We start from the raw sequence: 26443 nt of genomic DNA, 5'->3' as shown, positions 1-26443 counted from the left end.
AGATAGGTGATGATTATGAAGTATCAGATTCATAAGGGAACAAAACAATTCGGTGCGGATGTCATCTTTGAAGATATTCAATTTGAAATCCGTAATACGGAAAAAATCGCAATTGTCGGAAGAAACGGATGTGGAAAAACCACATTGTTAAAAGTGATTGCGGATATAGAGCATTTGGATAAAGGAGAAATTCATGCAGAGAGTGCCTTAACCATTGGGTATCTTGCACAGACGACCTTTTCTAATGAGAATGCCCTTGTGGAAGATGAATTAGAACATGCATTTGATAAAGTAAAAGAACTTGGAAAACAATTAGAGCTTGCGACTACACAGATGAGTGAGGATCCAAGTGAAGAAAATATGAATCGTTTTGCGAATCTACAACAGCGTTTTGAAGAAATGGGAGGTTATACCTATCATTCAGAACTAATGACGATTTTCACAAAATTTGGTTTTCAGGAAGAAGATCTAAAACGAAGCATAGCAACTTTTAGCGGTGGTCAGAAAACAAGACTTGCTTTTGTGAAACTGCTGCTTAGCAAACCTGATGTATTGTTGTTAGATGAGCCAACAAACCATTTAGATATTGATACGATTGAATGGCTGGAAGGCTATGTAAAACGTTATCCTAAAGCAGTTGTACTGGTATCTCATGACCGTATGTTTTTGGATGATGTCGTTGATGTTGTTTATGAAATTGAATATGGTGTCATGCGTCGTTACCCAGGCAATTATACCAATTATGTCAATGCCAAAAAAAGTGATTTGGAACAGCAGAAAAGTGCTTATGTTCGCCAGCAAAAAGAAATTCAGCGTATGGAAGAACTGATTGAAAAGTTCCGTTATAAAAAGAATAAAGCAGCATTTGCGCAAAGTAAAATCAAATATTTAGATCGTATGGATCGTATCGAAGATCCAAAAAGCGATGAAAAAACGTTTAAGGCTCGTTTTACGCCAAATGTTCGTGGTGGAAAACGAGTATTGGAAGTCAAAGATTTAACCATTGGCTATGATCATCCTTTATGTACGGTCAATTTAGAAGTTATGCAAGGGCAGAAAGTTGCCATCATTGGACCGAATGGAAAAGGAAAATCAACCTTGATGAAAACCCTGATGCAGCAGATTCCACCTTTATCTGGGGGCTTCTTACTGGGTCATCAAATTGAAATTGGTTATTTTGATCAGGAGCTTGCCCAGTTTGATACGACCAATACCGTCATAGAAGAAGTATGGAAAGACTTCCCAGATTTAAATCGTACAGAAATCCGTACAGCGCTTGGCTGTTTCTTATTTAGCGGTGATGATGTGTTTAAAACCGTTGACTGTTTATCCGGTGGAGAAAAAGTGCGTTTAAGCTTTGTGAAACTGATGTTATCTCATCCTAATCTTCTTATGATGGATGAGCCGACTAATCACTTGGATCTGATTGGCAAAGAAGCTTTGGAGGATTCCTTAAATGAATATGAAGGCACCATGCTGTTTGTCAGCCATGACCGATATTTTATCAGTAAACTAGCTACTGCTATTCTTGTGATTGATGATGGAAAAGCAACTTACTATCCATTAACGTACAATGAATATATGCACAAAGAACCAATTCAGGTGGTAAGTGCCAAAGAAGTCAAGGTAGAAGAAAAGCCAAAACGCCAAATCAATTATGGAAAAGAAATCAGTAAGCTGGAAAAGAAAATCGAAGTCAAAGAAAAGGAATTGGAAGATTTAAGAGAATTACGTTTTGATCCAGAATATTATCATGATGTAAAGAAGATGGATGCTTTAGATGCCCAGATTGATGATGTTCATAATGAGATTGAACATTTGATGGAGCAATGGGAAGAATATAGTGAGCTTATGGGATAAAGAAAAAACGATGAATTTCATCGTTTTTTTATGCTTCTTTGGGCGTAATTACAGCTGATACACGCAACTAATATATAAAATAATGTAACATACAATGGATAAAAGGAAGCCTGTTCTTTAATGAAAAAAGCACTGTGAAATAAAGCAATCAAACTGTACCCATCTAAAAAATGAAAGCCTGTGAAATACAAGATCAAAGGAAAAATTACAGTCAGTGTAAAAAAGAAAATGACATAAATTTGTTGTTTTAATTTCACGGATAAGCCGAATATGATGCAGACAGCACTCTCTATAGCAATCAATTTACAACACCACATGATTATTAAAAACTGTAATATGCTCATACCTTCTGGCAATGTAGAAAAATATGTGAAAGAAGTAATTGAGGCTTGTATGTTTGATAGACCATACATTTCATGTACATGATAGAAATCAAAAGAAAATGCTAATAGCGTAAAAATCAGGCCACATATTAGTGCAATACTTAGCTTCACTTTAAATAAATGATACCTTCCTTTACTTGTCGTGTAAATCAACTGGTCATGATGTTGATGATATTCATAGCATTCAAAATTAGATAGCATCAAAATAAGGAAAGTTAAAGCCAATATGGCCGGGATGGCATTGGCATGATCTTGAAAGAACAGGTATTCATATCCAAAAGGAACCATCATCTGACGATTTTTACCTTCTTTCACATATTGATATTGCGCTTTTATATTCGCAAATGTTTCTTCACCATATAACTGTTGTGTGAGTGGTTCTATCATCTCTTGTAATTCTTGTTTTGAAATTTTATGCATATCATATTGTTTTTGCAGCCCATTTATTTGATGATGCAGCTGCTCATAATATGTATCCTGTTTATTTATAAACACATCTTTTAGTTGGCTAGGTAATCCAGATAATTCTTTCATATAGGAAATCCACTGACGCTGATCTTGTGATATATATGTTTGATGACTTGTAAATGTATATCCCTGAAGTATGAAAAATAAAATCAGAAAGATGATTCCTTTTTGTACCCATAATAGTTTGTAACATTCCTGTTTCCATAAAGATAAAGCAAATGTATGATGACTTAACAAATTCAAATTATCATTTGTCGATAACACAAGATTTCTTTTCTTTGTATAAGCAAGAACGCATGCGATAAATCCCAAACACAATAATGTAATCATGCATATAAATGATAGGAATTGTAAAGACAGTGGATATTGAAAAATATTCAGATTGCGGTATATTTGATACAAGTTGTCTGTTTCAAGGAAACTAAAAACATTTAGATATTTTAATAATTGCCATCTAGTATTTGCTGGAATATATTGATAACATACACCTTCTATACCAAGAAAAACCAAAATGATTGTAAAACAACTCAGACGATGTGAGGATAAAACGGCAATCATTAACATGAAAAAGCCAATCATGGATGCAACCAGCCATTTCGTTGTGAAAAAGAGAAAGAAAAACTGTTTGATTGTGATAGAAAGTGTGCTTTGTGAATAAGAAGCCAAAGATACCAAACTGGCATTTAGATTTCCAAGTCCACAAAAAATCTGCATGTATATAAGATTAGACAGATACATCATACTTGAAAAACATAAAATGGATATACTCATGATTATGCATTTTGAAACAATTGTTTCCAGATATCCTCGTTTGGTTGTTTTTACGATAGAAAATAAATGCCGGCTTTTTTCCTCCATGATCATAGAAGATGCAATGACCATCATCATAATTAAAATCAATATATCGGTAATTGGTGCGTGTGTTGCATCTTTTATTCCTTTTTCCAGTTGATAGGTGATAATACAATCAGACATCTTTTCAAAATCATGGGAAGTCTTTATGATATTTCTGGCAGAAAAACTATCTTTTTGTGAAAAAATTGATATGGAGGATATCGCATCAGCTTTTTGTCTGATATCTTGAAGCTGTGCTTTATAGTGGTATAAAGTATCCATCTCCTTGCGTATGGTATGCATAAATTCAGCTTCCTGTTCTAATGAATCTGTGAAATATGGGGTAAATTGTAAAAAGTCATTTCCATATGTTTTTTCAATATCTGGATATTGGCTTTGTAAAACAGCGAGTTGATTTGTTTCTTTATGCTGCTTTAATGACTGCATTTGTGAAAGTATTTCAAATGCTTGGATTTGATCATCATAATTACATATATATGTATAACGTTTTTCATTAGGTAACGTATTTAATTTTACCTGTAAGGTTTGATACGCATGTAAAGGTATATTTTGACTTTGTTCAAGATAGGCGAATATTCCTAGATTCATACAGAAAATGATTATCATCAGTGCAATAAAAATAGGTTTATGCCATAATTTATAAGCCTCCATTTTTAATATGGATATCATAGCGTTTCTTCCTCTTTAAACAAATTTAGATATACATCTTCTAAAGATTCAGCATGGGGATGCTCTTGAATCAGTGTATCCACGCTGCCTTGGGCAATGATATTTCCTTTCTTCAAAAAGATGACTTCTTTTGCAATACTTTCCACATCATTTACTACATGTGTTGCAATCAGTAAGATATGATCTTTTGCAAGTGCAGCAAAAACGTTTCGCAAAGATACACGTTCTTTTGGATCAAGACCAGCAGTAGGCTCATCAAAAAGTAATAATGCTGGATGTCCCAATAAGGCCTGTGCCACTAACATACGTTGTTTCATACCACCAGAATAAGCTTTACATTTTTTCCATAACTCATCCTCCATATTGACCAAACGCGCAACTCTTTCCACTTCAGATGCTATCTCTTTTTTTGGAATATTTTTCAAAAGCGCCATATAGGTTAAAAAGCGTTTTCCACTAAATTCATCATATAATCCCTGTTGTTGAGGCGCATAGCCAAGAATATCAAAATAGCTTTTTTTCAGTTGATAAATGTTTTGATGTTTCCATAATATTTCACCTTCATCCATTTTCAATTGATCACATAAGATATTCATTAATGTTGATTTACCAGCACCATTTGGACCAAGCAGGGCATAAATTCCTTCATCTAATGTCAGATTGATGTTTGAAAGTGCAATGGTATTATGATAAGCTTTTCTTACGTTTTTAATTTCAAGCATATATTTCTCCTTATTGTGTACTGATGGTATCAAATGTTTCAAACTGATCTTTATTTGCCCAAAAATCATCTTTTGATATACTTCCATAATAGGCTTTATCTAGTGTGTATTGATCAGTACCTGCCCAGGTTTTTTCTGCGTGCTGGTCATGATCATAATATACGAAGAAGGCGTCTTTGGTTTCACCAAGTATGTCCATAGGCTCATTTGGCTGATGTTTCATCAAGGTCAATGGAGTAAGTTTTTTATCATTGAGTGATAACGTATAGGAAGTAATATATTCTTGGGCATCATTCCATGCCTGAATGATCGCCTTACCATCCCATATCTCTGAAAGAATATATTGATAATCATTTGGCATCTGCGCAATGATTTGATCTTTTGCGTCCTTTAAGGAAACTTCATGTATGGCATTATCAAGATCATAATACAATTTATCTTGATAAGATAAACAAGATGATTTTGTATTAACTGGAATATATTCATCCATTTTCTGTTCATCGATATGATAACTTGTAAAATTTAATTTTGCATTTCTTGCGACTGTTTCATATTCATCAAATTTTTTCTCCTGTAACAGTTTGTTGATATCTTTTTGATATATATTTTTGGATAGTAGGATATCTCGTTTGTTAACACCTTGAATTTTCATATCATGAAAGTCCATGATGGATTTTTGTTCACCATTTGTTAGATCAATTCGATATAATTTGGAATCTACTGTGTAATTCATATGGGTATTTTCATTCTTGGAGATAATATCTTCTTTGGCTAAAGGAAGATATACATAACGTTCATCTGTTATGACACGATTATCATCAAATGAATATCCTTCAGGTAATGTACAAAGCGTTTTTTTATTTTTTCCATCAAGATCCATTTGTATAATAGAACCAGTCTGTGAACTGGTTTCTACTGTTAAATCATTTCCAATTACCATACCGCCTGTACTCATATGAATTTGATATATATGCTGATCATGAAGGAAAACATAATCATTCATGGAATCTTTCACAAAGGATGTACAACTATCATCTATATGTTTACATTGTGGTTGATCACATAAAAAAATCTCTTTTTTAGATGCATAATCATAATAATAAATATTTGCATAGGTTATATGATCGACATCTCTTAAAGCGATATGATATAATCCTTTCTCATTTCCATCCCCACGATATAAATATTTCATTTGCAATGCCTCTTTTGGTGTTTCTTCTTTTTGTTCATTTGGCTTCGCTGTTGGCGTTGTTGTGTTACTTTGGCATGCAGATAATACAACGCTCATTAATAAAATTATGCCTGTTTTAAATCTTTTCATTTTCTTCACCTCAAGCTCATCCTAACAATGACATGTATCAAATTTGTATCAAAAAAGAAACAGCCTGCACTGTTTCTTACTGCATAATGATTGCATTATATATTTTAGAATGTTGACCAATCGGACAGATTCCCACATTTAATTCATACTGTGGTTCTCCTACTTGTGACATATCACAATAAACCTGAATTTTCGCAGAATAGGATTCATACCCATAAGCAGTATATTGCCAGTCATCTAAATCCTCCAAGCCTAAATATTGAATATATGCCCATGTAATTGCTTTTAATTCCTCAGAGGTTTTTGGAGTCATTGTGCGATAAATCGATAGTTTACTTATTTTATGAACATCTTTTAATAAAATAAAATTAGCACTCTCACTACCATCTTTTCTGATTTCATAAATTTGGGATAAAGGAAAGACATTTTGATTTTTCTTGAACCGGGTATTTAGATATCCAAAATTTAATGTAAAATGTTGATCACTTAGCTGCAATTCTTCAGGCTTTAAAACCTTATATGTTAATAATGCGTTGATTTCTTCTTCATAGATTTTTTTCATATCTATTAGTTTTTCTTGAATATCCTTATCATAAACAGAGATATCTGTATAATCATAATTAAAATAATCATTATCTACAGAACTATAAAATTCATTATAGATAGAAGCTATAATCGGATGTTTTTTCAATACGATATCATCAATGGATGTATGCGGCATTGCATAGCTTTTTGTTTGATCCATATAGTCCTGTACTTGAAATAACAATAAGGGACAAAGGATGGTAAGCACCATCATAAGGAGGCATACAATTTTAATTTTCATGAGGTATCACCTCCAGCATAAAACTAAGTGTTGTTCCTTTATCAGGAATCGACTTTATATCCAGATGACTATGATGAATATCAAGAATGCGTTTCACAATGCTTAAACCAAGTCCTGCGCCACCCTGTTTTCTGGTTCTAGATTTATCTGCCATATAAAATGGCTCTAATGCCATTTCTACATCTTTTTCATTCATACCAATGCCTTCATCAATGATCGAAAATTGATACATCCGTTCATAAACCACACCTTTGATCAGCACCAGTTGTCTTTCTGATGAGGCCTTGATGGCATTATCTATCAGATTACGCAACATGGTAAACAATAATTCTTGATTGGATAAGACAACTGCAGATGCGCAGATAAATTCTAAACGGCAGGAGCAGTCAGTGCCTTGATAGTATTTTTTTAAAGCAGTGATGATATCATCCACACATACATTACATAATGCTGGTGTATTTTCATTCAACGATAAAAGATCCATCATGGTATGTGATAAACTATTCAGACGTTTTCCTTCCGTATAAATATAGTCGGCAGCCTTTCTTCTGGTTTCCACATCACAATCGTATGTTCTTAACATATCCGCAAATCCTAAGATTGCCGTCATTGGCGTCTTGATTTCATGGGAGAAGCTGCCCATAAAGGCTTCTTTTGCTTCTGCCTGTTGTTTTAATTGTGTCATGTTGGCTTCAATTGCATCTGCCATATGATCAAAGCTTTTACTTAATTCACCAACTTCATCATCACTTTGAATATTAGTACGCTCCTTATAATTTCCCAAGGCGATATGCTGGCTTGTTTCATTTAGCTTTTGAATCGGTTTGATCAAATAGTGGCTGATATATTGTAATAATAAATAAGAAAACAATAAAATACAGGCATCAATGATCAAGAAACTTTGAAACTGGCGCGTACGTTCCTGATAAACATCCTCGATATTATAAGCCGCACTAATATACCAGTGAAGATTGCCGGCAGTTAACTTTGAGGTAAAAATACTATATGTTGCTGTATTTGTATCCAGGATATAATATGTATCAAATGCATCTTTTTTCAACTTTTTATAAAGCACAGCCGACATGTCAGAATAAATCACATCTCCATGTTCATCATATAGTACGTATCCTTCATTTTGACGATTTTTCATACTGTTGTTTTGTTGCAGGTAATACTTAAAACGCTCATTCATTTTATCTGAATCATTTCCCTTATCTGTTAAATGATCTAAACTGTCCTGTACCAGTTTTGATTCTAATGCATTTACTTCGATTTCATGGGCTGAAAGCTTTTGTTTTAAGGTTTCATCCAGCAGATGTCTCTGATTTTGATATAGCATGATCGTAGAACCAAGAGAAAAGACGATGGCAATGGTAGTAATACAGCTAAAAACAATTTTAGAAGAAAGCTTCATTACTTCACCTCCAGTAGATAACCGATTTTATATACCGTTTGAATATAATTATGCCAGTTTAGTTTCTTACGCAGTCGTTGAATATGTAAATCTAGTGTCCTGGTTTCCTCCACGCCTTCCTGTTCCCAAACCTTTTCATAAAGGGTTTCTCGATATAAAGCAATATTACGGTTCTGTACAAGATATAATAATAAATCATATTCTTTATTTGTTAAAGAGATGACTTTGCCATTTTGTTTGACAACATGGGATGATGTATAGATTACAATATCCAACACATGAATTTCTTCCAATCCTTTATGATATCTTCTTAGTACACTTTCTACACGTGCCAATAATTCATCAATAGCAAAGGGTTTTACCAGATAATCATCAGCCCCCATATGAAGCCCTTTTACTTTATCTTTTACACAGCCTTTGGCTGTAATGAAAATCACAGGAATTTTAAAAGGCTCCACATAGCTCATAAATTCATAACCATCAACTTTTGGCAGCATAATATCTAAAAGAATCAGATCAAAAGAGTGTTGCTCCACAAGATCAGCAGCAATCTCACCATCTTGTGCATAGGTGCAGGTATAGCCTGCTCTGGTTAAATTTAAAATCATCAAATCCGCAATTGCGCGTTCATCTTCTACGATTAATATTTTCATGTTTATCACCCTGTCATAGTATTTACGATGAATGTATCAAAGTTGTATCATTTCTATTTTACCATGATATGTGTATAAAAACACAAAAGGCGTGCATCTTAACAACAGGTGATAAGATGAACTATCAAAATAAAATACAAATGATCAATGAACAAATGCATATCAAAGAAAACTTTGATATCGTCAGAAAACCATTAAAGGTACAAGATACTTCTATGAGTTTATACTTTGTGGATGGATTTGCGAAAGATGAAATTCTAGAAAAGATGATGGAGTTTTTATTAAAGGCAGATATCAAAGATACCATACAAAAAGAAAGTGTACAAAGCTTCTGCGACCGCTTTTTATCCTACTTGGAAGTGGATGTACAACCTGATATGAAAACATGTATTACAGCTGTATTGAGTGGTTCCATTTTACTTGTTGTGGAAGGTTATGAAGAAGGAATCATCATTGATGCCAGAACGTATCCAACCCGCAGTATGCAGGAACCGGAAGAAGATAAAGTATTAAGGGGTAGCCGGGATGGGTTTGTGGAAACCCTGATATTTAATACTGCACTTATCAGACGAAGAATAAGGGATACTCGTTTACATATGGAATATACAAGTGTGGGAAGTGAAAGTAAAACAGATATTGTTTTATGTTATATGGAGCATCTGGTGGATCAAAAGATGTTAGCAGATATCCGTGAAAAATTAGCCAATATTCATGTAGAAGCTTTAACCATGGCACAGGAAAGCATTGCGGAAGCACTTGTTCCTCATAAATGGCTGAATCCTTTTCCAAAAGTACGATACACAGAACGCCCAGATGCTGCCAGCTCCAATATTCTGGAAGGAAAAATCGTTTTAATGATTGATAACAGTCCAAGTGTACTGCTGCTTCCAACCAGTTTCTTTGATTTTATCCAAGAAGCACAGGACTATTACTTACCGCCAGTGACTGGAAGTTATATGCGCATCATACGTATTCTGGTCTTTTTATTGACCCTGTTTGTGACACCTATCTGGTATTATTTCAACTGCAATCCAGATCTATGTCCTGCATGGTTTCGCTTTACACTCATTCAGGATACCATGAATCTGCCTGTAATCGTGCAGATGCTGGTGTTGGAATTTGGTATCACCGCTTTAAAAATGGCAAGCTTAAATACACCAAGCTCCCTTAACAGCTCCTTTAGTATTATCGGTGCATTGATCTTAGGTGATTTTGCGATAGACTCTGGCTGGTTGGCACCAGAAATCATTTTATATATGGCGTTTGTGGCGCTTGCTAACTTTACCCAGCCCAGTGTGGAATTAGGCTATGCTATCAAATTTATGCGTATCTTAATGTTACTATGTATCGCAATTGTACCACGTTTTGGATTATGGATTGGATTGATAGTTGTCCTCATTATTTTATGCAGTACTAAAACAATCACAAATACATCCTATCTGTATCCTTTGATTCCTTTTCATCCACATGATTTTAAGATGATTTTTGCGAGAAAGAAATTACGCAGTCGATATAAAAAGTAAGAAGAAATAATATTGACATTTGTTCGTTGCATATCTATAATATATTTACATAAGTTCGATGTATAACGAACAACTGTTGAGGGATAGATATATGAAAATAATGATGTATGCAATGAGAAAAACATTTCGTGCTATGATGAAATGGAAAAAAAGCTTGTTTATAATGATATTTTTTATGTGGGTAAGTGGTGTGCTTACTCCTTTTCTTCAGGTTTTGATGCCTAGTTTTTTATTATATCTAATAGAAACAGAAAGCTCTATTATCATGTTGCTATGGTTCGCATTACTATTTGGTCTTGTGACAGCATTTTTAGATAGTGTTTCCACATACTTAACACAGTTATATGATCCTAAGATGTATATTGTAAAATGTAAGCTGACGTTGGCTCTTTATGATAAAGCGATGAATACTCCTTATGCGCAAATGGAAGATATGGGATATCGGCAAAAATTAAATCGTGCGCAGAAAAATGGGATAGAATCAAATAATGTGGGCTTTGAATGTTTTATAAGAAATTTGATATTTCTATCAATTGCATTAACAGGATTTATATTATATGCTGCAGTATTTGGTTCTATTCAGATATGGCTGTGTTTTGTGGTGGTTTTATTATCTGTTTTCAGTATTTTTTTGATTAGCCGTGCACAAGCATATGAACATCAAAAGAAAAGTGAATATGCTATTGCCGATCAACAATTACAGTATTATCACCATAATGTAAAACTTCCTAAAAATGGTAAAGATATTCGGATTTTCCATATGCAGGATTATTTGATTCATAGAATAAAGAAATATCAGATAAAACGAATTCGTACCTTAAGTGATGTAGAACGAAAATATTTATATGCAAAACTTGGCACAACATTGTTATCTACAATACGCACGTTATTGGTATTTGGATATTTTATTTATCAGTTAATGCATGGTATGAGTATCTCAGCTTTTGTATTCTACACAAGTGCAGCTACAGCATTCTCTGGATGGATCAATCAAATTGTATCTTATTATAATGAAACCAAACGAGGAGCATTAGGAATTATTGATTATGAAGATTTTATGAATGAAGTGATACAAGATGACGAACAATGTATGAGTTTACCACAAGATGATTTAGAAATATGTTTTGATCACGTATATTTTTGTTATCCCGGGGCTAAAAAAGACACATTAAAAGATGTCAGTTTTACTGTCCATAAGAAAGAAAAAATTGGTTTAGTTGGCAGTAATGGAGCAGGTAAGACAACTTTAATGAAGTTACTATGTGGATTATATACACCAACGAAAGGACATATCTATATCAATGGAATCGATATACGTTATATCAAAAAAGAAGATTTATATTCTCATATCGCAGCAATCTTTCAAGATTCCAGTGTTATGGCATATTCTTTTAAAAAGAATGTGGCGTGTCTTCCCAAAAAACAAATTCAAATAGATAAAGTATTCGCATGTCTTGAAAAATGTGGATTAAAAGATAAAGTGGAAGCTTGTCTTCAAAAGGAAAATACGTATGTATCAAATATAATAAGTGAAGAAGGTACGATGTTAAGTGGTGGAGAACAGCAAAAATTAATGATGGCAAGAGCTCTGTATAAGGAAGCTAAAATATTAGTATTGGATGAGCCAAGCGCTGCTTTAGATGCACTTGCAGAAGCCTCACTATATGAAACGTATGAACAGGCAGCAAAAGAATGTACTTCAATTTTTATTTCTCATCGATTAGCTTCAACAAGGTTTGCAAATCGTATTTTATTGTTTGATGATGGAATTTTAAAAGAAGAAGGCAGGCATGAAGAATTACTTCAGAAGGATGGCTTATATAAAAAGATGTTTGATGCACAGGCCAGCTATTATCAAAAGGAGGAAAAGGAAGATGAAAGAACATATTAGAAGTATCATGACCATTTTAAAATTGATACATCAACAGCGTCCTTATACCTTATTACTTGGATTATCCTCTTCTTTTTTCAAATCTTTAGTAGCATATATACCTTTATGGTTTACATCATGGATAATCAATGTATTTACAGTACATGGTGTAAGTCAACAGCTGTGGGAACTTGTGTTCGTGTTAGCTGTTAGTATACTATGTTGTGAAGGTTTGCAATATATATTAGAATTTCGTCTGCATATTGCTGTAAAAGAACTTGAATTGCAATTAGAAAAAAATATTAGTGAGAAGGTTATGTATTTAGCCTATGATCGATTAGAAGATAAAGATAGTTTAGATATGATTGAAAGGGCAAAAGATGGATTATCACAAAGTGGTGGTGTCATTGCCATGATGTCACAATTTTCATCTTTGCTGGAAACTTTATTTACAATTATAATGTCATTGGCTTTGTTACTATATCTATTACAATGTCATAGTTCTAACATAAGTGGTATCTTTGCTTTCTTTGATTCTATATGGGCTGGGGCAATTATATTATTGATGTTGCTTGGTTATATTTGCTTTGGAAATTATCTATCTCGGAGTTTTGAAAAGGCTGGTCAAACATTTTTTGTTCAAAATACGAAATTAAGTCGTGAAAATGATTATTATTGCAATGAGGTTGCATTGAATTCAGCTATGGCAAAAGATATTCGTATTTTTCAAATGCAAGAAGCGGTTTTAGAAGAGATGGAACAACGTCAAAAGAAATCCTTAAAATACTTTACGATTTTTATTAAGCGCATTGCAGGATTGTTTACAGAAAGTGTTTTCTTTGGAAATATGATTAATACAATCTTTTATATGCTTATTATCATAAAGGTTTATTTTCATTCCATACCCATTGGCGATTTTGTAACATATGCAGGATCTATGGCAAAATTAAATAATGCAATTTCAACTTTTCCCATTATATATACAGATTTACATATGAAGGTTATCTATATGATGTATTATGATGAATTCTTAAAGTTGCCAGATCAAAGGATGCAGGATGAAAAGGCGATTCAATTAAATGAAGAATCCATTATTACATTTGATCACGTAAGCTATCGCTATCCACATAGTGAATCAGATGTTTTAAAGGATATCAGCTTTACACTACAACCAAGAAAGAAAACAGCAATTGTAGGACAAAATGGTGCTGGCAAGACAACCTTAATCAAATTGCTATGTGGGCTATATAAACCAACAAGCGGGCAGATTCTGATTGATGGAATACCTGTTAATAGTTCTCAATTATCAGCCTTGCAAAATAATTTTGGCGTTGTATTTCAAGATTTTACACTATTTGATGGAATGTTAAAAGATATCATCACAAATCAAACAGCAGAAAATGAAGAGCAGATTCTTGCCGTTTTAAAACAAAGCGGTTTTGAAAAAAGTTTGCAAAAACTATCAGTTGGAATATATACAAACATTGGAATTCAGGAAAATGGTGTGCAACTATCAGGTGGAGAAGCACAAAAGGTAGCAATTGCTAGAGCACTTTATGCAAATCGCCCATGGGTTATTTTAGATGAACCAACAGCAGCTTTAGACCCTCTTTCAGAAATTGAAATCTATACACATTTGAATGATTTGATAAAGGACAAGTCCGCAATTTATATTTCCCATAGAATGAGCAGTTGTCAGTTTTGTGACGACATTATTGTATTAGATAAGGGGAAAATCATACAAAGAGGAACTCATGAAATGTTATATAAAGAGCAGGGGTTATATCAGAAATTATGGAATGCTCAAGCAGACTACTTTAAATAAGCGAATCAGAATGATTAAAAATAAAGTTAAACTAGGAGGATATAAAAAATGAATGAGGTAACCATCGCTTCACCTAATCTGTTTTATGAAAGTCTGTCATTTTTAGAACGTGCGTATCATAAAGAAATAGAGTATGATGGAAATGATTATGAACAATTGTATAAGAGTTTATCAGCGAAGCAATTATTTGATGAAAGAAAACTGCATCGTAAAATAAAAGCTGCCAAAGCATTACAAAAAAAAGTGTGTAAATCAGTAAATCTTACACAGGAAGAGATACAGTTATATTTCAGTAGTGAAGGAGGGGGAACACGTAGCATTGCCAAGGCCCTGGCAGCTGCATATATAGATTATCAATGTACAGATCTAGAATATATGAAAAAACAAGCATACGCATTATGTGATACATATGGCTATTCATTATTCTTGTTTGCATTTTGTAAAGAGGATATGCTGGAACAGGAAGAAATAGAAAATAAAGATGTTAATTTTATGACATTTTTAAAACAAAAAAAAGATATCAGTGATAGCGATAAATGGAAGTTGGCGATGATATGTCAAGATATTAAAGGATATCTACGCACCTTATTTGATTTATTGGAACCAGCTGTTCATATGATGGAAAAAGAAATCCAACTATATACTTCCCTCATAATAGATTTTCAAGCATATTTACAAACATTAGTTGATAAAGAAATGGAAGCAGGCAAAGAGATTTCTATCCAAAGTTTTTGTGATGATGCATTCATGGATAAAGAAAGTATTGATAAAAAAATTATAATTTCGCCATCGATTGCAGAATTAAATGCGATTACTTGGGTAAAAAATAATAAAATAGATCAGGACTCCTGTATTTATTTTATCGGAATACTGATGGATGACTCATATCATCGGGAAAACCATGTATTATCAAGAGAAGCATTGCTTCAAAATCTCAAATTACTATCTGATCATAGTAAATTTGAAATATTAAAGTTATTACGTCATAAATCAATGTATGGTCAGGAGATTTGTGAACAGTTAAATTTATCTAAAGCAACTATTTCGCATCACATGGCAGCATTGAGTAGCGCAAATTTCATTACAATACGTGAAGAAAAAAATAGATTATATTATGATATAAATGAAACCTTTATCAATGATTTGTTACAGCATTTGTCAAAAGAACTTCTTTGAAATTCATACGAAAAAGACTATATCTGACTAATTATCAGATATAGCTTTTTTATGAAGCCGTTGTGCCATCTTCACAGATAACATCGTTTTTTTAGAGATTTCTTCAAAAGTCATTCCCTGATCATAAAAACGTTTTACTACTGCACTTAATGGTTCAGAAACTTCAATAATATGAAAATCAGGATCATAAAAGCGAAGTCCTCTTTGGCCCCATGCATGTTCTTTGATACCATGTACATATACAATATCATTACGAGCATCTAAAAGTTTCACAAATTCATCCAAATCTTCAGTTTCAAAATACAATTCATGATCATTTCCTTTATAAATGATGTGATCATTTGTTTTTTGAATAAAATCTTTCCAACTATCCTTTGTTTGAAAAGAAATACCACCTGTCATTACAAAATTTGCATTAAAATCTTGAATTACCCGCAGACCAAAAACTTCTTTGTAAAACGCTTTGGTTTTCTCTGCATCATTTACAACATATAAACAACCACAAAATTTCATAATATCGCCTCCTTGCTTTTATATTAACATTTTAAATAATTTGAAAATTGTAAAAATCAGACATGTTTCATCCTGTATTCTGCGTTATAATAAATAAGAAAAGGGCGTGAGCTGATATGAATGAAAAAATTATTAAAATGAGCATTTTTGATATTTTATGTTTGCCTGTATTTTTATACACTTATGAATTACTGCCTGTACTATTCTGGATTGTTTTGATTTTGGTCGATAGCTATGAAATAAAAGAAATTGATATCAAAGGGATCATAGGAACATTAGATGATATTCAAAAAACCGATAAAAGAATTATGATTTTATCCGTGGGATATATGATTGGCATTGGTATCATTGCGTTTAAAAATTTTGCTTTGGCAGGTATTTTGATAGTAAATGAATTATTAGTTTGTCTTGTATCCATTGTGAATTTGAATAATAACGAGAATAAAAACGATAAATGATGAAAACAGTTTCTGTAAATTAGATGGTATATTGAAAAAATAACCATCTTTTTTAATACTTTAACCACTATGAAAACGTATTCATGAATTACGATATGTTTACGTTTTGTAAACAAAGTTAAAAAAAGGACTTTTTATTGTAAATTTTGCCAGAAATATATAGTTAATGCTTACATTTTCACTAAAAATGCACATTCTTTCAATTAGATGTAAAAATTTTCAATAAAATTGTGAGAAAAAAGTATCAAAATTATTGTAATTTTGTGTGAAGTAGTTTATAATTAGGGACATCAGGAATGATAGGAGGGTAATTTTTATGAAGAAAATGTTAAGCCTGCTGCTTGTAGGGTTAATGGCAGTATCTATGACAGGATGTGGCAAATCATCAAGTAATGAAGATCGTACATTAATCATAGGTAGTGAAAAATTTAGCCAAGCTTTCTTGAATTCAGAAGCCTTGGGAAACAGCGCATATGACAAAAACGTTCGTGATATGATCTATGGTTATGAAACATATGCGGTTAACAGTAATGGGGAGTTTCAGTTAAATGAAACCGCTATTAAGAAAGTAGACACAAAAGAAGAAAAAGTAGGAGATGTTACTAATAAAACATACACATTCACTTTGAATGATGGATTGAAATTTAGTGATGGATCTGAAGTAACTGCTGATGATTATTTGTTCCATATTATGATTGCAGCTTCTCCAGAGTTTAAAGAAAATGGGGACTCAACTGGTGAATATTTGTATGGATACGCAGATTATCACAATGGAAAATCAAAGAATTTTAAAGGTTTAAAGAAAATCGATGATAAAACTTTCTCATTGACAATTGATGGAACTTTACTTCCATATTTCTGGGAAACTTCATTCGTTGCAGTACGTCCAGATAGTATGAAAACACTTGCTGGTAAAGATGCTAAATTAGAAAGTTCAGATGATGGTGTATCTTTTGTTGGCGATATGGGTGCAGCAGTTACAAAATGGACAACTGATGAAATGAAAAACCCTAGTGTATCTAGTGGCCCATATAAATTCGTTTCTTATGAAAACGGACAGGTTAAATTAGAAATTAACGAAAACTTTGCTGGAGATCCAAGAGGGGATAAACCTTCAATTAAAAATATCGTTTTAAAAGAAATCAACTCATCTACAGATATGGATACTTTGATTAAAGGCGAAATTGATATTTTAAATGATGCAATCGAAGGCGATAAGATTCAAAAAGGTTTAGAAGAGAAAAAATTACAATCAGTTAACTTTGATCGTAATGGATATGGAACATTTGCATATAAATGTAATTTTGGTCCTACAAAAGAAGCAGAAGTACGTCGTGCTTTGAACTTCATCATCGATAAAGATGAATTAGTTAAAAACGTAACTGGTGGTTACGGTACTACATTGAATTCTGAATATTCTACTGCTCAATGGGTATATACAAAAGCTAAATCTGATTTAGAAAAGAGCTTGAAATATAACTATGCATTCTCTTTAGACAAAGCAAACGAACAACTTGATCAGTCAAGCTATCGCTTTGAAAAAGATGGTAAGACACCATTTGATGCTGAAAAAGCTGCTAAGGGAGAAAAAGACTATTATAGATACAATAGTAAAGGCGAAATTTTACAGATCAATCATTTAGGAACTGAAAACAATGCAGTAACTGATAACTTAGAATTGATGTTAACTCAAAATGCACCTAAAGTTGGTATTAAATTCACATTAACTAGAACAGACTTTGATGGATTAATGCAGAATTACTATTTTGATACTCAATTGAAAGAATCTGAAAAGATTTATCACACATTTAACTTAGGAAGCAATTATTCTGATGCACCAGATCCATATTATGCTTCATTCTCTAGTGATTATGTAAATACTACAGCTAATGCTTATAGAATTGCTGATAAGAAATTAGATGCTTTAATGCAGGATTTACGTCACACTGTAGCTACTGATAGAGATGGCTTCTTGAAAAAATGGATTGCTTATGAACAGTATTATAACGAATTACTTCCAATGGCTCCATTATATGCAAACACATATTATTGCTTCGCTGATAAGGACTTAGAAGGATTTGCACCAAATTCATTCCAGTCAATTTATCAGACGATTAGTGCTTTAAGTTGGAAATAAAATATTTATTTATAAGTAACAACAATTTAGGGAGATAGTAAGGTAATCTTGCTATCTTCCTTGTTATGTTATAAAGGTAAGGAGGAATAAGATGCTTAAATATTGTATAAAACGTATCTTATCTTTAATACCGGTTGTGTTCGTAATTTCAGTTTTACTGTTTTCTATGATGAAATTAATGCCTGGTGATCCTATTAAATTATCTATTTCACCATCCGTACGACCAGAGTATTATGATGAGGTATATGAAGCACAGAAAAAGAAAATGGGGTTTGATAAACCAATCCCGATTCAATATGTTAATTGGGTCAAAAATACCGCAAGTGGTGATTTAGGAATGTCTATTACATATAAAGAACCTGTATCATCTGTAATTGCAAGACCAATGAAAAATACAGTTATTATGAATGTATTTGTTTTATTATTTTCTTTAACGATATCAATTTATGCAGGAATACGTTCTGCAATTAAAAAGGGAAAATTTATAGATCAATTCTGGCAAATTTTCTCGTTAATTGGAATGAGTGTACCAAGCTTTTTTATAGCTTTATGTTTAATTTATATATTTTCTTTTACTCTTAAAATTGCGCCATCTGGTGGAATGCCAATTGATACATCTGACATAGGTAGTTGGATTTACCATTTAGCTCTGCCTGTTGCTACATTAACGATTATGAATCTTGCAGGGACAATACGTTATGTTAGAAATGCAATGTTAGAGGCGCTAAGTGAAGATTATATAAGAACTGCTAGATCTAAAGGTTTAAGTGAAAAAGTTATTATTTATTCACATGCTTTTAGAAATGCATTGATTCCAATTGTTACAGTAGTAATTATACAAATTTCTACATTGTTCTCAGGATCTATGATTGCTGAGCAGGTTTTTGCTTGGGATGGTCTTGGAGTTGTTCTTATTACTGCACTTAACAAGCGAGATTTTATGCTAGTAATTGCATTAAATATGTTTTATGCTGTAATTTATTTGGTTAGTAATTTTATTTGCGATATTGTATATGCGCTCGTTGATCCGCGTATTAAATTAGATTAGGAGGTATAGGAAATGAATGATAATAAAAAAAGTACTTTTTCACGTTTAAAAGATTCCTTTACTTCTATGTTCAAACGCTTGTTTTCTCCAAAGGCAAGACAAAAGGATTTTAAAAATGTGTTAGAAGAAGAGGCGATCACATCACCTTCAAAAGTAGTATGGAAAAACTTCTTACATGATAAACTGGCAAGAATTGGTATGTTGGGTTTTGTTTTGATTCTGCTATTTTGTTTTTTGGGAAGTGTAGTAATGCCGATGAAAGATCCTGCTAAAACGGAAACAGTTTTAAAAAATATTCAACCAGGACGTAAAATTTTATCTGTAGATAGCGGTCTTGAAAAAAAAGGTATAGAAACGATAGGAAACGGTATATCTTTTTCAATTGGATTAGATAAAACAGGTAAATTATATACATGGGGAAGTGATCCTTCTGGTGTATTAGATATCCCATCAAATGTGGAAAATAAGAAAATTGAAAAACTTGCAGTTGGTGATAAACATGCAATGGTTTTAACTAAAAATGGTGAATTGTTCGCTTGGGGATTTAACAACTTTAATCAGGCTACAATTCCATCTGATATCAGAAGCTTAGCTAGTTACGAAGGTATCGAAGATATTTATGCTGGTGAAGGTTATTCTGGAATCATAACAAAAGAAAAGAATTTATATCTTTGGGGTAACGTTAAAGCTAGTAAATTAGATATTTTACCTAGCAATGTAAACGGTCATGTTAAAAAAGTAAATGGTAGTTCATTTAATATGGTTATATTATTAGATGATGGAACAGTGGCTGTCGCTGGTACAACAGGAAATGAAATCAGTGCAGTACCTGAAGAATTAACGAATGGAAGCGTAAATGTTGTTGATGTAAAAATGACTTTTAGAACTGGAATAGCATTAGATGATCAAGGTAAGATTCATGTATGGGGATCTACAGACAAAGGCATGATGAATGTTCCAGAAATTAACGAAAAAGTTGTACAAGTTTCAACAAATCGTAATGCTATGTATGCATTAGGAGAAAGTGGAAAAGTTTATGCATGGGGCGATAACACACTAAATGAATTAAATGTGCCTAGTAACTTAGTAGCTGAAAAATTGTATAGTGGTTTCTATCAAACTTATGCAGTTAATAAAGATGGAACCGTGACTGCGTGGGGTAATAAAGGTTATTTCATGGGAACAGATCAATTTGGACGTGATTTATTAACTCGTTTAATGGCTGGTGGTAAAGTTACTTTATTAGTAGGTTTCTTAGCATGTATTGTAGAAGCAATCATCGGAATGATTGTTGGAATGATCGCTGGTTTTAAAGGCGGCTGGGTTGACAACTTGTTGATGCGTATATCAGAAATTTTCTCTTCAATACCTTTTATGCCTCTAGTTATCACTTTAAGTGCATTCCTTGGGGTAAACATGGGAAGTAATGAAAAATTAATCCTGATTATGTTAATTCTTGGATTTATAAGTTGGCCATCATTAGCTCGTATCGTACGTGGACAAATTCTTATAGAAAGAGAAAAAGATTTTGTTTTAGCTGCCAGAGCTTTAGGTATCAAAGAATATGCAATAATTATTCGTCATATTCTTCCAAATGTTTTGAATTTATGTATTGTTAACGTAACATTAAGCTATGCAAGTAATATGTTGACGGAATCAGGACTTTCTTTCCTTGGATTTGGTGTACAGGCTCCAATGCCTTCTTGGGGTAATATGTTGGATGGTGCTCAACAGTCTGAAGTTATTCAGATGTATTGGTGGAGATGGATCCTTCCAGCAGTTTGTATTATGATTGCTGCCTTCTCTATTAACTTAATAGGTGATGGTTTACGAGATGCTCTTGATCCTAAGGCAAATGAGAAGTAGGTGAAGTTATGAAATTATTAGAGATTAATAACCTTCATACTTATTTTGATACAAAACGAGGCTTAATCAAAGCTGTAAATGGTGTATCATTAAGTATAGAAGAAGGAAGAACATTAGGTGTCGTAGGTGAATCTGGTAGTGGAAAGAGCCAGACTGCCATGAGTATTTTAAAATTATTTGAATCAAATCAGAAGATTTATGAAGGCGAAATTTATTTTAATGGGAAAAAGATTTCAGAAATGTCTGAAAAGGAAATGACACATATCCGTGGAAATGATATTTCCATGATATTCCAGGAACCAATGACTTCTTTAAATCCAGTATTTACGGTGAACCGTCAGATATCAGAAGTTTTAATGTTGCATCAGAATTTAAATAAAAAAGAAGCAGAAGCAAAAAGTATTGAGATGTTAAAGGCTGTTAAAATCGCAAATCCCGAACAAGTAAATAAATCCTATCCATTCCAATTATCAGGTGGTATGCGACAGCGTGTTATGATTGCAATGGCTTTGGCTTGTAAACCAAAATTGTTAATTGCAGATGAACCAACAACAGCTCTTGATGTTACAATTCAGGCACAGATTCTTCGTTTAATGAATGAATTAAAAGCAGAAACTGGTACATCTATCATGTTCATTACACATGATTTAGGTGTTATCAATCAGATGGCAGATGATGTTGCTGTTATGTATTGTGGTCAGGTAGTAGAAACTGCTCCTGTTGATAATATTTTCATGGAAAGTGAGTTTATCCATCCATATACTGAAGGATTATTAACATCCATTCCAAGATTAAATTCTGATAAAAATAAGCGTCTTGATGCGATTCCGGGAAGTGTACCTCATCCATTGGATTTGCCAAAAGGATGTAAGTTTGCACCTCGTTGTAAATATGCAACAGATAGATGTAAACAGGAAGAACCTCAATTAACAGCAGTTAATGCAAAACATGCTATTCGTTGCTTCTATCCTGTAAAACGAGGAGGGAAAGAATAATGGAGAAACAAAAGCTGATCAAGTTGCATAATCTTCGTCAGTATTTCCCTGTGAAGAAAAGCAGCATTTTTGATAAAAATCAATTGTATGTAAAAGCAAATGATGGAATTGATATCACAATTCATGCAGGTGAAACTTATGGGCTGGTAGGTGAATCTGGATGTGGTAAATCAACACTTGGACGTGTATTATTACAGTTATATACGCAAACAAGAGGAAATACGATTTATTATGGTAGAACCATCTATGAATATCAGCCAGATTATGTTGCAAAAGATATTAAAAACTTAAGTAAGCTAGTATCTACTTATAAAAAAGCCAAAGCGGAAGTAAAACCTGATGATCCTAATCACACAAGTGCTGACAAAGCAGATTACTTATATCAGAAAGTCGCAAGAATTGCTGGCGGATTAATGCTAGATGCTGATTTAAATACAGCTTCAAGTTTATTGATGGAAGAATATAAAGCTGGATGTCATCTTGCTGATCTTAAAAAGAAAAAAGCGAACGCTTCTGAAATTGACAAAGCAGAAAAAGCTTATGCTGATGTACGTAATAAATTAGATGCTAGAAAGAATAATTTACGTGCTATGGAAGGCTTTGCAGAAGCTGAAGAACTGTGGGATGGTGGTATTGATTTAACACAGTTAAATAAAGAAGAAATGCGTTTATTGCGTGAAGACTTGCAGATCATCTTTCAGGACCCATATTCTTCATTAAATCCACGACTAACCGTTGGTCAGATTATTTCTGAACCTCTTGTTGGGCAAGGAAAATTCAAAAAAGGTAGTAAGGAATTAGAAGAATATATCTTACAGGTTATGGGAAAATGTGGATTAGAGCCATATTTCATTCACCGTTATCCTCATCAATTCTCTGGTGGACAAAGACAGCGTATTGGAATCGCCCGTGCATTAGCTTTAAATCCAAAGTTTATTGTCTGTGATGAAGCGGTATCAGCATTAGACGTATCTATTCAGTCACAGGTGTTAAACCTATTACAGGATTTAAAAGAAGAACAGAATTTAACATATATGTTTATTTCTCACGATTTAAGTGTTGTTAAATATATTTCTGATCGAATTGGGGTTATGTATCTTGGTAATATGGTGGAAAGTGCTAAAGCAGAAGATATCTTCAAAAATCCTTTACATCCATATACAGAAGCATTATTAAATGCAATTCCTACAACAGATATTAACAATAAAGAACTACAGATTTTGGAAGGGGATATTCCAAGTCCTGTAAATCCACCAAAAGGATGTAAGTTCCATACACGTTGTAAATATGCAACAGAGCGCTGTCGTCAGGAAAAACCTGCATGGCAGGAAATTGAACCAGAACACTTTGTTGCTTGTCATTTAAGGAGTAAATAACGTGTTTTCAACTCGTAGAAAGATTAAGGAAAAATATGGGGATAACGAAAAGTTTTCTGATAAAAGGAATAAACTTGATGTAGAAAAAGGTGATATCCCTGCGATGATGATTGCGGCATTTGTCACACTGGTGATACCAGTTATATTGATTTTATGTGTAATCTTTGCAATCGTTTGGTTAATATTTTTACGTTAATAAAAATTAAAATCGCGAAATTTAGCTGATAATAGCTATGTTTTGCGTTTTTTTTTATGAAAAATTTTAAAAATCTAAAAATAATTTAGGATTTTTGCCTCAAAAATACGTATATATATAAGTGTAGCGAGGTAATGATTATGAACAATAGAGAAAGTATTATGAATTATTTAGCAAAGATTTATCACAAAGGAATCATGGAACGGGAAGATAAAGAAATATGTAAAGATTTTGACGAAATCATGGAAAAAATGCCTTCTGTTTTATCTATGATATTGCAAAATGATTATCTTTCCCCTGTAGAAGAAGGCTGGTGGAAATATCTGTATTCAAAAAGTAAGTATTACAAATTGAAAAATATCGCAATCAACGCATTCTTTGATTGCTTATACTTGTGAAAAATGTTATCATTTAATATAGAGGTAAGGTCATGTAAGGGTATGCAATCAAATGATTTTACCAAAGTTTTATACTTTTTTATAGGTATTTTATAGCAAGAGGAGGATGTACTTATGTTAAAAGGTATTGCGGCATCAGCGGGTGTTTCCATTGCGAAAGCTTACAAATTGGAATCTCCAAAAGTAGAAATCGTTAAAAAAGAAGGAAACCCTGCAGAAGAAATTGAAAAATTCAATGCAGCGCTGGAAAAAACTAAAAAAGATATTGAAGGCGTAAAAGAGAGAGCAGCTGTTCGTTTATCTGATGAAGAACTTGCAGTATTTGATGCTCACTTAATGATGGCAGGTGACCCTGAATTTGCAGCACAGATCGTTGGAATGATCGAAAACGACAAAGTAAATGCAGAATATGCAGCAGATACAGTTGCTAATCAGATGGTCGCTATGTTTGAATCAATGGATAATGATTACTTCCGTGAAAGAGCAGCAGACATCAAGGATGTTACATATCGTTTGAAATGTAATTTGTTGGGCTTAACAATCCCTGATTTAAGCGCTATCAGCGAAGATTCTATTATCGTTGCTTATGATTTAACTCCATCAGATACAGCACAGTTGAATGAATATGTAAAAGGATTCGCAACAAGCATTGGTGGTAAAACAAGTCACTCAGCAATCATGGCAAACTCTTTGGAAATTCCAGCAGTTGTTGGATGTGGAGATATTTTATCTGCAGTAAACCACGGAGATACTTTAGTTCTTGATGCATTAGATGGTGAAGTATTTGTAAACCCTGATGAAGAAACAATCAAAAAATATGAAGCAAAAGCAAAAGCTTATGCTGAAGAAAAAGAAGCATTGAAGGTTTTGGTTAACGCAAAATCTATTACAAAAGATGGACACCAGGTAGAATTAGCTGGTAACATCGGTGGATTCAAAGATGTTGAAGGCGTATTGAAAAATGGTGGAGAAGGCGTTGGATTGTTCCGTACAGAATTCTTGTATATGGACAATGATCACTTCCCAACAGAAGATGAACAGTTTGAAGCATATAAAGCCGTATTAGAAGGAATGCAGGGACGCAGAGTTGTTGTTCGTACATTAGATATCGGTGGGGATAAGAAACTTTCTTACTTCACATTCCCAGAAGAAATGAACCCATTCTTAGGATATCGTGCAATTCGTTTATGTTTAGATCGTACAGATATCTTCCGTACACAGTTGCGTGCATTAATTCGTGCTAGTGTTTATGGTAGATTATGTATCATGTTCCCAATGATTGCGACTGTAAAAGAATTCCGTGATGCAAAAGCAATCTTCAATGAAGAAAAAGCTAAACTGATTGAAGAAGGTGTTCAGGTAGCTGATAACATCGAAGTTGGTATGATGGTAGAAATTCCTGCAGCAGCTGTAAATGCAGATAACTTTGCAAAAGAAGCAGACTTCTTCTCAATTGGTACAAATGACTTGATTCAGTACTCTATGGCAGCTGACCGTATGAGTGAACATGTTTCTTACTTGTATCAGCCATATAACCCATCTGTACTTCGTTTGATCAAAATGACAATCGATGGTGCTCACAAAGAAGGTAAATGGGCTGGTATGTGTGGTGCCATGGCTGGTGAACCATATGCAGTACCATTGTTATTAGGTATGGGATTAGATGAATTCTCAATGTCAGCTACTCAGATCCTGAAAGCACGTAAGATGGTCACAAGCTTAGATAAGAATGAAGCCGCAAAACTTGCTGAAGAAGCATTGAAATTAGCTACAGCAGAAGAAGTATTAGACCTTGTTAAAAAAGCAGTAGACTAAAAAATATTATATATAAAAGCTATAGCGTAATGCTATGGCTTTTTTTGTGCATGATAAAAGACCGTATAAAGAAGAT

20 protein-coding genes and 2 pseudogenes are annotated in these 26443 nt (G+C 33.2%); 15 read left to right on the top strand and 7 right to left on the bottom strand.

The features are described from left to right. Positions 1-15 precede the first annotated feature (15 nt). A complete protein-coding gene (locus DW114_RS18595; RefSeq protein WP_117455489.1) occupies positions 16-1860 on the top strand; it encodes an ABC-F family ATP-binding cassette domain-containing protein in 1845 nt (614 codons plus the stop codon). 17 nt (positions 1861-1877) lie between these two features. Here the strand turns inward: DW114_RS18595 and DW114_RS18590 are convergent, their stop codons facing one another. The 6 genes from DW114_RS18590 to DW114_RS18565 form a co-directional block, all read right to left on the bottom strand. Continuing rightward, complete coding sequence (locus tag DW114_RS18590; RefSeq protein ID WP_117455487.1) at positions 1878-4235, bottom strand: hypothetical protein; 2358 nt, start codon at positions 4233-4235, stop codon at positions 1878-1880. Further along, positions 4232-4957 carry an ATP-binding cassette domain-containing protein gene (locus DW114_RS18585; protein WP_117455485.1) on the bottom strand — a complete coding sequence of 242 codons (726 nt, stop codon included), beginning with the start codon at positions 4955-4957 and terminating at the stop codon, positions 4232-4234. The genes DW114_RS18590 and DW114_RS18585 overlap by 4 nt, the downstream gene beginning before the upstream one ends. A 10-nt stretch (positions 4958-4967) precedes the next feature. Then, positions 4968-6278, bottom strand: coding sequence for a hypothetical protein (locus DW114_RS18580; RefSeq protein WP_117455483.1), 1311 nt, complete (start codon positions 6276-6278; stop codon positions 4968-4970). A 76-nt stretch (positions 6279-6354) separates the two neighbouring features. Further along, on the bottom strand, positions 6355-7104 hold the full coding sequence (locus DW114_RS18575) for a hypothetical protein (protein ID WP_117455481.1): 750 nt from the start codon (positions 7102-7104) through the stop codon (positions 6355-6357). Next, positions 7094-8518 (bottom strand): sensor histidine kinase, encoded by a 1425-nt coding sequence (locus tag DW114_RS18570; protein WP_117455479.1) that lies wholly within the window; start codon positions 8516-8518, stop codon positions 7094-7096. The genes DW114_RS18575 and DW114_RS18570 overlap by 11 nt, the downstream gene beginning before the upstream one ends. Continuing rightward, entirely contained in the window at positions 8518-9171 is a 654-nt protein-coding gene (locus tag DW114_RS18565) for a response regulator transcription factor (RefSeq protein WP_117455477.1), read from the bottom strand. The genes DW114_RS18570 and DW114_RS18565 overlap by 1 nt, the downstream gene beginning before the upstream one ends. A gap of 116 nt (positions 9172-9287) precedes the next feature. Here DW114_RS18565 and DW114_RS18560 point away from each other — a divergent pair, with 116 nt between their 5' ends. From DW114_RS18560 to DW114_RS18545, 4 genes are all read left to right on the top strand, one after another. Next, entirely contained in the window at positions 9288-10694 is a 1407-nt protein-coding gene (locus DW114_RS18560; RefSeq protein ID WP_117455475.1) for a spore germination protein, read from the top strand. Between the two features lie 91 nt (positions 10695-10785). After that, complete coding sequence (locus DW114_RS18555; RefSeq protein WP_117455473.1) at positions 10786-12585, top strand: ABC transporter ATP-binding protein; 1800 nt, start codon at positions 10786-10788, stop codon at positions 12583-12585. Continuing rightward, on the top strand, positions 12569-14389 hold the full coding sequence (locus DW114_RS18550) for an ABC transporter ATP-binding protein (protein ID WP_117455471.1): 1821 nt from the start codon (positions 12569-12571) through the stop codon (positions 14387-14389). Before DW114_RS18555 ends, DW114_RS18550 begins: the two co-directional genes overlap by 17 nt. A gap of 48 nt (positions 14390-14437) precedes the next feature. Next, positions 14438-15565 (top strand): metalloregulator ArsR/SmtB family transcription factor, encoded by a 1128-nt coding sequence (locus DW114_RS18545; protein ID WP_117455469.1) that lies wholly within the window; start codon positions 14438-14440, stop codon positions 15563-15565. Between the two features lie 27 nt (positions 15566-15592). On the opposite strand, the gene DW114_RS18540 is transcribed toward DW114_RS18545, so the two are convergent. Then, positions 15593-16078: a VOC family protein gene (locus DW114_RS18540; RefSeq protein WP_117455467.1), complete on the bottom strand. Its 486-nt coding sequence runs from the start codon at positions 16076-16078 to the stop codon at positions 15593-15595. Between the two features lie 116 nt (positions 16079-16194). Between DW114_RS18540 and DW114_RS18535 the strand changes: the two genes are divergently transcribed. From DW114_RS18535 to ptsP, 10 genes and pseudogenes are all read left to right on the top strand, one after another. Next, on the top strand, positions 16195-16536 hold the full coding sequence (locus DW114_RS18535; protein ID WP_117455465.1) for a hypothetical protein: 342 nt from the start codon (positions 16195-16197) through the stop codon (positions 16534-16536). Positions 16537-16852: 316 nt separating this feature from the next. Then, positions 16853-18673, top strand: coding sequence for an ABC transporter substrate-binding protein (locus tag DW114_RS18530; RefSeq protein WP_117455463.1), 1821 nt, complete (start codon positions 16853-16855; stop codon positions 18671-18673). A gap of 91 nt (positions 18674-18764) precedes the next feature. Continuing rightward, positions 18765-19721, top strand: a complete 957-nt coding sequence (locus tag DW114_RS18525; protein WP_117455462.1) for an ABC transporter permease — start codon at positions 18765-18767, stop codon at positions 19719-19721. A gap of 12 nt (positions 19722-19733) precedes the next feature. Next, positions 19734-21587 (top strand): ABC transporter permease subunit, encoded by a 1854-nt coding sequence (locus DW114_RS18520; RefSeq protein ID WP_117455460.1) that lies wholly within the window; start codon positions 19734-19736, stop codon positions 21585-21587. An 8-nt stretch (positions 21588-21595) separates the two neighbouring features. Further along, positions 21596-22582, top strand: coding sequence for an ABC transporter ATP-binding protein (locus tag DW114_RS18515; RefSeq protein ID WP_117455458.1), 987 nt, complete (start codon positions 21596-21598; stop codon positions 22580-22582). Next, positions 22582-22851 (top strand): annotated as a pseudogene (locus DW114_RS22275) (ATP-binding cassette domain-containing protein); the annotation flags it as partial. The gene DW114_RS18515 and the pseudogene DW114_RS22275, both read left to right, overlap by 1 nt. A gap of 405 nt (positions 22852-23256) precedes the next feature. Then, positions 23257-23958: pseudogene (locus tag DW114_RS22270) on the top strand (ABC transporter ATP-binding protein); the annotation flags it as partial. Position 23959: 1 nt separating this feature from the next. Further along, entirely contained in the window at positions 23960-24154 is a 195-nt protein-coding gene (locus tag DW114_RS18505; RefSeq protein ID WP_117455454.1) for a hypothetical protein, read from the top strand. A 140-nt stretch (positions 24155-24294) separates the two neighbouring features. Then, positions 24295-24552, top strand: coding sequence for an MG284/MPN403 family protein (locus DW114_RS18500; protein ID WP_117455452.1), 258 nt, complete (start codon positions 24295-24297; stop codon positions 24550-24552). A 114-nt stretch (positions 24553-24666) separates the two neighbouring features. After that, positions 24667-26367, top strand: a complete 1701-nt coding sequence (ptsP, locus tag DW114_RS18495; protein ID WP_117455450.1) for a phosphoenolpyruvate--protein phosphotransferase — start codon at positions 24667-24669, stop codon at positions 26365-26367. The last annotated feature ends 76 nt before the right edge of the window (positions 26368-26443 follow it).

Source organism: Absiella sp. AM09-50, assembly GCF_003433845.1.
Classification (GTDB): domain Bacteria; phylum Bacillota_I; class Bacilli_A; order Erysipelotrichales; family Erysipelotrichaceae; genus Hoskinsella; species Hoskinsella hominis.
This window is presented reverse-complemented; position numbering and strand designations above follow the sequence as displayed.